Source organism: Mesorhizobium sp. M2E.F.Ca.ET.219.01.1.1 (assembly GCF_004016445.2).
In the GTDB taxonomy this organism is placed as follows: Bacteria; Pseudomonadota; Alphaproteobacteria; order Rhizobiales; family Rhizobiaceae; genus Mesorhizobium.
The window spans coordinates 1-10490 of sequence record NZ_SADT02000016.1 but is presented as its reverse complement, the minus strand read 5'-3'; the positions used below and the strand labels follow the sequence as shown (position 1 = coordinate 10490).

Genomic DNA, 10490 nt, shown 5'->3' with positions numbered 1-10490 from the left:
GACCCAGCACTCGCGTAGCTTTCATTCCCACACAAATAGCTATCGACAACCGAGCGCTTGAAACGCGGACTGTGCTTGGACATGCAAAACCCCCGAAGGTTGTGTCCAACTTTCGGGGGTCAGTTCAGATTTGTCCGGGGCTTTTTGTTGGGCGGCAACCGCCGCAGGGCAGGGTTGGCGGCGTGGTTCGCGGCTATTTGTCCAACAAAAAGTCCGCCGGCCGGAGCCAGGGGGTGAAGTGGAGTCTCGGCCCGGCACGTGGGCCAAGAAAGAGATCATGCGCTCACAAAGCGGCGAAGCGCGCCCTCAATTGTTAAGAGTTCCGAGGCTGCGCAAAGTCGCTTATCGGCAATGGCTCAGGGACACCGCTTCACCCAGCGTTAACGAGATTAGCGCAAGCTAATAAGTGGACATGCACCCTGTAGTACGTGGCCAAACTAAGCCCCGGAGCCAGAACCCCTAGCGCTGGGGCTTTTTCATCCGGCCGTGACGTTGCGACTTTTCGGCTCCCCGTCACGCTTGCTTCGTGATCTGGATAACCTGCCTGCCGTTGATATCGCGGACGGTGCAGACGACATCGTGGCCTTTGGCTTCTCCCGCCAATCTATCGGCCATCGCGATGGCTGTTTGTCTGGCCAGCCAGAGGTCGTGCAGGCTGGTTCCTTGCTTATCGTGGTAGGTATCCCCGCCATGGGCGAGGTCGAAGAAAAATCGCGGCATGCCCCACCCCCACAACCCGGCTCGCCGATCGAGGTGACACAAGATTTGCGAGCCGGGCTTTCCGCCGACATCTATCCCCGAGGAGAAGTGGTTTCAACCATCGGCGGTGAACCAATGTTCTTCTATAAGCGGTTGTGCCGCAATGAGGACTTCAGTCTCATTGCGCAGCCTGCGATGGTCTACTTCACAGTTATCAAGAGCCCGCCTTAGGATGTCCCCGCGGATACGCCGGGCCAAGTGAGGTTCCGATTCCGATAAAAGCATTTTAATATTAGTTGAACCTAAAGTTAGTCGCGGGGGGTGTCGTGTGGAGGATAATCGATGTCAGGTAAACCAACCTCATTCCCGATGCCAAACGACGTGCTAAGCAAGCTTCCCGATCAAGCCGCCGGCCACCTTCCACCAGCCATCTTTGGCGCCGCTCTTGAGACCGCCTCTGCCGGCGATCATTTCGCTCCACATGCGGATGATCTCGGCCGGCAGTGACAACGACAAGCACTGCGTTGCGCACGGATACACTTTGCCCCGGTATGAGAGTCTGATCAACCGTCGTCTCTGAGTTCGACCCCCAGCGCTGTGCAGCTTCAGCCGATCCGACTGCATCGCAAACCTGCAAAGCAGGCGAGCCTTCTTGCCTTCATCCCTGACAGGGAACATGAGAGACTAGTCGTTCAGCTTTCCGCCACGGTGTCCCATCGTCATCTTTGATGCGTACATCGTCGGTGAACGCTTGCCTGGAAGGTTCGCCTCGAGGACGATCTGTTCGACAAAGCCTTGGTTCATCTCCAACTCCACGCATTCGTCGAGCTTATCAACGAGCCAAACCGCGTAGCCTTCAGGTTCCTTGGCGTCAAATTCCGAATCGTCCGCTGGTATCTTGGGCTCCGGAAACGCCGGGATGATCATTATCTTGGGCTTTGGCAAATCGTAGGTATGTCCCTCATAGGCATAACCGACAATTATCCCGCACGATGTTTTCTGTTCTGGAGATGATCCGAGCATGAATGTACTTCCTACCGCGGAAAGGACCGCAGTTCCAAAATTCTTCAGGTCGATCTTGAAATGATAAGAGACTCTGATTGGTATTTTTGGAAATGTAATAATTCCATTCAATATATCTTGGCGGTCTTTGTTGCTGTTATATTTCTTCAGCACGTCAAGTGCGCTGACACGTTGCTCGTCGGTGATGGATGCCCCAGGCGCGGTTTCGACATACATGCCGGTATCCCCAAAGGGTGCTGGCGCACCGGGCACGCTGAGTCCAATTTCCGCCCCCAAGCCATAGAGCCTGACCTGTGTTGCGTTGTAAGCGCCTGATGGAAACGTTAGTGTCGGTCGGTGATAGTCGTCGCTCATTTTCCTCGCTCCTTTTTGCTGCATCCTTCAGTTCACAAGATCTCCCGCCAGCTGAAGTTCTCATCGAATTTTTCTGCGAGCATCGGCGCGACGCGATCGCCGGCGTCCACCACCAACGCCGCGGCCTTTTCGAACGACAGGTCATCCGCATCGAGGCGTGGCCATGCCTGAGCAAGTGCGAGAGCCACCTCGTCCCTTGCTCTGATCAGCATGCTCTTGAACATGAAGGGCCGAGCGCGGAAAGCGCGGGACGTGAAATCCGAGATGCGCTGCATGTCGGACTGGTCGACATCCTTGATATCGATCCCCAGCAGCCGCTCGTCGGCCAACCCCTCGTGCACCAATGCCGCGTGGTAGACGTCGACGATCGTGTCGAACACAGCTCCTGTGAACGGCCGTGACCTGTCATGGATTTCCGCGGTCACCTCCGACATGCGGCGTGCGTTGCTGGCGAGGCGGATCTGGCGATCGCCAGTCAGTTCGGCAATCCGGTTCAATTCATTGAGAACAAGCAGGTTGCCGTCGCAGTGCCGCAGCAGCCGGTCCATGCCGCTGTCAAAATTCAGGAAGGACAAGAGCGAGACCAGATCCGAGCAGGCTTCGTGGAACGGTCCGAAATCGCCTTGAGTCAGCCCGCGGCTTGGTGTCCCGAACAACGAAAACAAGATTGCGTGGCCGACCTCATGTGCGATCACATCGAAGTTGAGCGCATAGGGATACTTGCCTCCATCGATGCCGCGCTCTCGGCCGAGTTCCAGATAGCCATAGCCCGATTGCGCGTTCTCCCAGTCGATGAAGGGGATGATTTCGAGCCGCTCGTACGTCTCGGCAAAATACCAGACAATCGGTTTGCCGAGGTAGCTTTCCCAGATGTCCAGCACGCGGCTGACCGAGGCGAAAGCGTGCGCAGAAAGGAACTGCCGCGAGGTCAGGGAAAGCTGATCGAAATGGCCGTCAAAGCCAGCCTCTGCAGGCGGAAAGATTTCGCCCACAAACGGTGGCAGATAAGGGTAGTCGTAAGGCTCCTTGTCGAGGAGCGGATCGCGAACGTAAATGCGGTGATCTTCCGGGCCGGAGTGGATCAGATCGGGTGGAGTAGAAATCCATACTGTTTCGGGTGTTCCGTAACCCGAAAGGTGAGGGACCTGCGGGTAGACCAGGAACCGCGTTCCCAGCAACCGATCTTGCGCAACGACACGATCGACCGCGTCCAATTGCTTGCCCCCTCTGACGTTAGCACGCTATCACAGCGCTTACGTTGCGTAAATCGTCGGCCGCCAAGAGGTCACGGCCTATAGCACCAGCCCCGCATCATACATGTCCTTGGAGAAGGCTGATGTTAGCTGTAATTCCGGCATGGGGGGTGCTTTTTCAAATGCTTGTTCCCGCAAAAGTTCGAGTGCCCGCAGGGCATCTTGCCTTTTTTGCCGGACGAAAGCCGCACCGAGCTCTCTGCACAATCTCACGACGTCGCCATCGCCGTCGTGCGCATCACGGACCATCCGTGCCAGGGTGCGCTCCCGAAAGTTGACGGCCTGTGCCGCACGCTCGAGCCTCGCCTGCTGTTCGGGTGAAATCACGCCGCGCCGGCAGGCAGCGCGAACGGTCCGGCGCAAGTCAATCAGCGCATGCGTCAATTGAGCGAAATTCACCTCGGCCGGTCCATGCAATACCGCTACAGCGTCGTCGGGTGCAAAGGCGAAGCGGCGATACCATCGGTAGATAAGCCCGACGCCTTGCATATGGGGAAACAGCTCAGCTGCTCGAAGGGCACCCATGCTGGCCGCGCCGACGACATGAATGCCGCGGCTGAGAGCCCACAGGATTTCCTTGTGCCGAACCGCCGGCTCAGCCTGAAAACCGCCGTCTATGACAAGGATCGCGCTCGGGTCGAAATGCTGCGCGGCTGAAACGATCGAACCTTGCACGGCGGGGGGAAGGCATACCGCATCGACGACCTTCAACGCGTCGGCATGGGACACGGTAGGGCCGGTGAAGACGAGTTTCGGGCGCATAAACTCTACCCCTGCAAAAGCGGCTGCAAGGCAGGGATGACGATCCTGACAACCGACAGGGCATCGAACGCTCGCGTTCTTACGCGGACTAGGTGGACCGCATCGAACCCTCCCTCTTCGAGAATTCCCAAGAGGACCGACAGCCCGTCCGACGCCGTGTTGAAATTCGGCTCGGCGAGCGCGCGGAAATTCACGCTGCGCGGTCCATCGCGGAGGAGCCGGCGATGCGCTGCAATCATCTTCCGATCCGGGTGTTTAGGATAGAACGCGCGCGTCAGGTCATCGCGCGCGCCCGAGATCGCCGCCAGACGGGCCTGGGCCGCTTCGTAGATGGCGTGTACCGCCGCGCCGGCGAAACTGAAACCGGCCGCCGAGCCATCAGCCGCATGATCCAAAAGGACCGTGTCGATCGGTTCGTCTTCCAGCAGATGGCACCACACCACCGGGATGCCCAACGGCGACAAAGCCTGCCAAAGGCCGACCAGCATGTTCTTGGCTGCCAAAGTTTCCAGGAGATAGCGGAGCGACGGATCATCGATCGTCTCGGGATCGATGCGTTGACGGTGGAAAAAACCGTGGGTCCGGTATGCCGTGGCGATCGCGTCGCGCTCGATGCATTCAAGCATGCCATGAACGATCGCGTCCGGCTCCTCGAAGGCTGCGGCCAAACCGTTCGTCGACGCCGCGAAAATGCCGTCGTGGGGCAGTGACGGCAACACATACGCGGTATGCGCGAGCTCGAACGGGACCAGGTCGCGGCTGCCGGTAAGAAGATTGTCCGCGGCTACCCACGCCGTGTCCCTGCCGCGCCATCCGGGCGCGGCGCCCCCCTGGAGGTGCCTTTCGAAACGACCGGGTGGGATGCGCAATTGATCGGCGGAGCCGGCGACAGTGTCGAAATTCGCCACCTGCTCTGCAAAGAAGGTCTCGGCCGATTCCAGCATGGCCGATATCGCGGCTTGCGCCAGCGTGGCGCCCTTGCCTTGCGCGACCGCGTTGGAGAGCGAGAAAGGTCTTGTCACCTGCACGACCGGTATGCCGAGTTGGTCGAGTCCGGTAATATCAGCGATCCGCGTAATGCCAAGGCCTCCGCGCATCTTCATCAGCCTCGCCAGCGCCTCGTCGGGCGGCGGACCAAGGCGTTTGTATCGCTCCAGCATAGCGGATGCTCTTGGAGGGTCGGCTAGTGCCGAACACCCGATTCGGGATTGACGATCAGCGAGGCGCCCGGCTCGAGAGCGGATTTCGCACGTTCGACCCGATCGCGATAGCGCGACGACAGTTCAGGTGACAGGCCTGATGATTGAAGGGTTTCGTATGTACTGACGAGGAAAGGCACGGCGCCTTGCTCCGCGGCTATGGCGATGCTCTTTTCGAGGGCAGCGACTACGTCCGCCTTCGCATCGCCCCGGAGAAGGAGTAGCTCCGCCCTTCGCCTGTAAAGTTCTGCCAGCCAGAAGCGGCTGCCGCCGGCCTCGGCCTGCGCCACAGCCGAGTCCAGCAGAGCGAGCGCCTCATCAACCTCGGCAGTTCTTGTCAAAAGCTCCGCCAGCATGCCACAATAGACCGGTTCGTCCTCAGGCGTCTGGAACTCCCCATGGAGGCCGAGGCCTTGCCGCATTTTATCCCTGCCGGCCTCGACCTGGCCGGCGTTGCCGTCGCACCAGCCTTCGAATATCTGCGCTGCGGCGGCGAGGGCGGGCATATGATGACGCTCGGTCAAGTGGCGCAGATCCGCTATCACGCTTCGCAGCATCGAAAAATCGCGGCGATAACACTGCAGCATCGCCTCGTTGAGGTAGGCATGCGCGATGCTGCCGGCATGTCCGGTTTGCTGCGCCCAGCTCCTAGCTTCCGACATCGAATGGAGCGCGCTTGCCGGCTTTCCGACGAACCACATTGACAAGGCGCGGTGGGCAAGCCCGCAGACCCTCGCGTCATGCCCGCCGAACAACGCAGCATGGGCTTTGCCCTGTCCGTGCTCATAGAGCGACAGTCCGGCGGCGACTGTTGCGATGCAGCGGTCGTGGCGGCCAAGATTGAAGTCGATTGCCCACACGCAATGCCTAGCCTGGAGTTGCACTTCGGCATCCTCGACATCCCTGAGATCGCTGAGCACGACCTCCGCGCGCTCCCCGTCCATGATGGTATCCGTAAACCACCAGCCCCAGTAGATCGGGAACCACTTGGCCCGCTCGGCCACCGGTCGCCGCCGGGCGATCACCACGCCGTCCTCGTACAATTTGCGTGCGGGCGCCGAGTTCGGACCTTCGACAGCGGTCAGAATGGGACCGAGCACGATCATTGCCGATAGCCGCAGCGCGTCTCGCCTGTCGGCTTCCGCAACGCGCTCGCAGAGCGCCAATGCATGCTCGAGTATCTGCCTCGCTTCCGCCATCGCCGAGCGGGACGAGCTTTCCGTGCCTGCGATCACGAACTGAGCTATCGCGTCCTCCAGAAGGCCTGCGCGCTCTGCATGCTCGGCGACCTCGGCGGTGCCCAGCCACCCGGCCAGGTTTCGATTGCGGCTCACCGCGGCAAACAGGCGGCGATGCAAGGCCTGCCGTCTCTTGCGCAGCGTTGCGTTGTAGATCGTCTCCTGGATAAGCGCATGGCGCACGCCATAAACCGGAGCGCCGGAAGGCCGCACACGGATCAGAAACCCGGCCTCACTCAGCGAATCCAGCGCGTTTGCGATGATTTCGTCGTCGAACTCCGGCAACAGCGCGTGCAGCAATTCCTGATTGAAACGATTGCCCGCAACGGCCGCAGCGCGCGCGACTTCACGTGCCGGCCCCAGCATTTCGAGCTTGGCCTCGATCACGCTTTCGAACACCGAGGCATGACTGCGCGTTTCGGTCTGCGACAGCCGATCCGTCGCCGAGGCCGCATTCTCGGTCATCCACTGGCAGATTTCTTCGATGAACAGGGGGACGCCTCCGGTCACGCGTTCCACCACGTCGAGAAATTCCGGGGAAGTTGACGGCGTGCCTTGCGGCCACATGGCCGCGATCGCCAGCCGCGTTTGCTCGCGGTTGAGCGGCTTTAGCGAGATATGCCTTGGATTCGATGCTGCCAGCCAGCTCCCGGATCCAGGGCGCGTGGTCGCGATGACAAGCGCCCGGAAGTGACGGGCCGACCGTGCAAGTTCAGCCAACAATTGTCTCGACGTCAGATCGATCCAATGGATGTCCTCGACCACCAGAACAATCGGCCCGCTGGCGCACAGGGCTTCGACCGCGTGGCGAACCGCCCAATTGGCTTTCGCGCGCATCGCCTCGGCGTCGATCTCCTTGAGCATCGGATCGACCCCCGCAGCGCCGAGCAGGAACGAAAAGATGTCGATGATTTCAGGATCGTGGACGTCATGATCGCGGAATGCTTCCGCCACGGCGGCAGCGCTCAGCTGCCCTTCATTGCCGGCGAGATCGCCGCGTACGTTCTGTAGCAGCGGATGGAGCGCCGAGCGCAACCCGCCGGGCGTGCACTGGAAGAACAGGAGTTTCGCGCGCTGGTGACGCGTGCGCCGGCGCACTTCGTGAAGGATGCGTGACTTGCCGATCCCGGCTTCGCCCTCTATCACCACAACGCCGCCGTTTCCCGCAATGGCGCTGTCCCATGCTTCGGCGATCGTGGCGAGCTCGGCCTCGCGATCGACGAGCGGACTGCTAAGCCGCCCGAAGGCGAAGAAGCGGTCGACCTCGCGCTTATGACTCAGCGCGCGCCAGACCAGCTCCGGCTCGGCAAACCCCTTGATCGCATGGGCGCCCCTAAAGCTGAACACATGTGACCGTCGCGCCAGGTTGCGTGTCGCGTCCGAGACCACCACCGTGTCCGGCTGCGCGATGGCCTGGAGCCGCGTGGCCATCGCGAAGGCCGGGCCGGTGACATTGTCGTGACCGGTATCGGCGTCACCCTTGTGGATCAGGGTCATCGATGTCGCGATTCCGACTCGGACATGCAAATCGGCGCGGCCTTTGTCCGAACCGACGCGCCTGCAGGCGTCGATGATTTCGAGCCCGGCTCGGATCGCCAGCGATGCCGCGTCCTTGGCGTCTATTTCGGCAGGAAACAATGCAACGCCGCCATCACCAACCTCGACCTGGACGGCGCCCGAGCATGACGCGACCGCCTGTCTCGTCGCCCGCTGGAAGGCTGATATCAATTCCTCGAACTCCTCGATGTCCAGGATGGCAAGAAGGTCGGTCGATCCGACCAGGTCGTAGCAGAGCGCGGTCAGGATTCGACGCTCATGCCGGGCTTCGTGCGGATTGTCGCCGTTGCCGCCCAGAAAACCTGTTGCCACAGGCGCCCCCGGCAACGCGACCGGACCCTTCTCCGACATGCTGCGATTTCCCCGCCGAGTGCAGTGACGGCAATATTAGCAAAGTACGATGCTGTCCACAAAACACTTGATCGGTGGGCAGGGCAGGAAAAAGCCGATGCCGGGATGGTTATGGAGAGAAATCCTCACGGCGCAAACTCTCGTTGGCGTTGACACCAGCTGTGATCGCTTTTGGTCTGCGGCCGGGATGACTTTGATGACCGAGATGGAGGCGCAAAGCAGGCGCTGAAATTTGGGAGATTCGTCCCGGCGGGTCAGCCATGCCGACATTGTGGCTAATTAAACGTCGTCTTCGGCCCGGTCCACAAAGCTCCCGCTAAGCGCCAATCCAGGAATGCCCATAGCGCTCGATAGACCGAGGCGGGTGACCAGCGCGGCGAGTTCGGCCTGGCGGTGGGTGTTGGTCTTGAAAAATACCCCGCTGAGCTGGGTGCGAACCGTTTCGCGGCTAATACCAAGCGCAATTGCCGCAGCATTGATGCCGTCGCCCGATGCGATACGAGCGGCCAATCTGGCTTCGGCCGCAGTCAGGCCGAATGCAGCACTCAGGCGAAGTGCATCCGGGCGCGCCAAAGACTTCAGATCTGTCAGCAGGAGGATGGCGCAGCCGGTCGTGAACAGATCGCTGCCGAATGCGGTCAGCGGCATCACCTCCGCCAGAAGCCAAGGCCTTTCGGCACGACTGATGACCACTGGCGCGGCAGGAGGTGATGCGTATCGCCGGCTACGCAGGCCGAGCGAGAGCTGCCGAAGCCGATTGTCGCTCCCCGGGTCTTTGGTCGCCGGGCGACCTCTGACAAGATAGAAGTCCTCGCCGATCAGCTTCTGTGCCATCGGGTTCATGTCTTTTGCCCGACCCTCGGCGTTGAGCACCAGCGCGGCGCAGCTTGCACGTTCAAGCGACGAGAGTTCCGACGCGAGCTGAAACGCCGCGAATCGCTTGGCGAGCCTTACGATCCTGCCAAGATGCGGACTAACCGCCGCGAAACAGCGGGTTTCCTTGGGAAAGAACCCGCCACGGCGCGCGCCACGATAAAGCGGCAGGCTCCAGCGATGTTCATCGACCATGAAGGGCGTTGACGCATACCAATCCCTTGCTCCCGGACGAGCAATCTCCTGGTAGTAGGGCAGCGTCCTGCGTTCCCCCTCTGTCGAGATCTGATGTTCGACGAGCGTGGTGTAGCCGGCCCGGCGAAGTGCCGGCGCTCTCCTGGTGTGCGGATCCGGAGCATCGGCTTCGTTGCGCAGCCACAATTCGTGGAATTCGGCGTGCTCCGAAGAGATAGGCATCTTCGGTGGCACCTCTTCGTCGTCTGAGAAGAAGGTGCAGCTTTCGGCTCCCAGCGACTCAGCAAGCAATTGCAGCGCGCGAGGCCACTCGGCTGGTGCCAGGACCGCATCGTAACAGGCCTCGATGGCCCGTTCAGTTCGCTCCGCCAAAAGCATCGACCCATCTCGCGGTCGGGTAGGCAAGATTCAATAGCACGTGGCGCCCCGAAGCGACAGCATGCTGGATACCGCTCATCCTACCAGCAGAGACGCGCCGCCGGTTCACCCGTACAGGTGATGCGAGGCAAAGTCGCCTACAGCATCCTCCTGTTCGACCGCCGATTGGAGGCCCGGGAACATGCCTCTTACCCCATGCATCGCTGACCGGGCTGAACCCGGACGGGCGCAAGGCACGCTGTTTGCTCTATTGTTGAGTCTGGCAATGCCAGCGCCGTCGACGGCGGAGCGGATTTCTTCTGTGGATCTAGAACTGGTTCTTTGCGCGGATGTTTCGTCCTCAATGAGCGAGGAGGAACTGCATCTGCAGCGGGAAGGATATGTCAGCGCGCTGCGCGATCCCGTCGTGCTACGGTCAATCAAGTCCGGCCGACATGGCAAAATCGCCATAGCTTATCTCGAGTGGGCAGGCCCAAACTATCAGCGTGTCCTGGTGCCGTGGACCGTTCTCGACACGCCCGACGACGCGGCCGGCTTCGCCGGGGCCCTGCGGGTTCAGCCGATCGTCAGAGGACATGGCACCTCGATCACGGGAGCATTACTGGCGG

The 10490-nt window shown here is 60.8% G+C and carries 8 protein-coding genes; 2 read left to right on the top strand and 6 right to left on the bottom strand.

The features are described from left to right. Positions 1-519: 519 nt before the first annotated feature. Complete coding sequence (locus EN862_RS34550; protein ID WP_127868914.1) at positions 520-930, top strand: hypothetical protein; 411 nt, start codon at positions 520-522, stop codon at positions 928-930. Between the two features lie 453 nt (positions 931-1383). Here EN862_RS34550 and EN862_RS34545 read toward each other — a convergent pair whose 3' ends face one another. The 6 genes from EN862_RS34545 to EN862_RS34520 all read right to left on the bottom strand — a co-directional run bounded on the left by EN862_RS34545 (position 1384) and on the right by EN862_RS34520 (position 9882). Beyond that, positions 1384-2076: a hypothetical protein gene (locus EN862_RS34545; RefSeq protein ID WP_127868913.1), complete on the bottom strand. Its 693-nt coding sequence runs from the start codon at positions 2074-2076 to the stop codon at positions 1384-1386. A gap of 32 nt (positions 2077-2108) precedes the next feature. Beyond that, a complete protein-coding gene (locus tag EN862_RS34540; RefSeq protein ID WP_127868912.1) occupies positions 2109-3290 on the bottom strand; it encodes a hypothetical protein in 1182 nt (393 codons plus the stop codon). A 78-nt stretch (positions 3291-3368) separates the two neighbouring features. Beyond that, positions 3369-4091, bottom strand: a complete 723-nt coding sequence (locus tag EN862_RS34535) for a TfuA-like protein (protein ID WP_127868911.1) — start codon at positions 4089-4091, stop codon at positions 3369-3371. Positions 4092-4096: 5 nt separating this feature from the next. Then, the gene (locus EN862_RS34530; RefSeq protein WP_127868910.1) at positions 4097-5251 is read right to left on the bottom strand and encodes a YcaO-like family protein; all 1155 of its coding nucleotides are present in this window, start codon (positions 5249-5251) and stop codon (positions 4097-4099) included. A gap of 23 nt (positions 5252-5274) precedes the next feature. Next, positions 5275-8436, bottom strand: coding sequence for an AAA family ATPase (locus EN862_RS34525; protein WP_127868909.1), 3162 nt, complete (start codon positions 8434-8436; stop codon positions 5275-5277). A gap of 279 nt (positions 8437-8715) precedes the next feature. Further along, positions 8716-9882, bottom strand: a complete 1167-nt coding sequence (locus EN862_RS34520) for a helix-turn-helix transcriptional regulator (RefSeq protein WP_127868908.1) — start codon at positions 9880-9882, stop codon at positions 8716-8718. A gap of 181 nt (positions 9883-10063) precedes the next feature. Between EN862_RS34520 and EN862_RS34515 the strand changes: the two genes are divergently transcribed. Further along, positions 10064-10490 (top strand): DUF1194 domain-containing protein (locus EN862_RS34515; protein ID WP_135890509.1); only part of this gene is annotated, 427 nt, incomplete at its 3' end.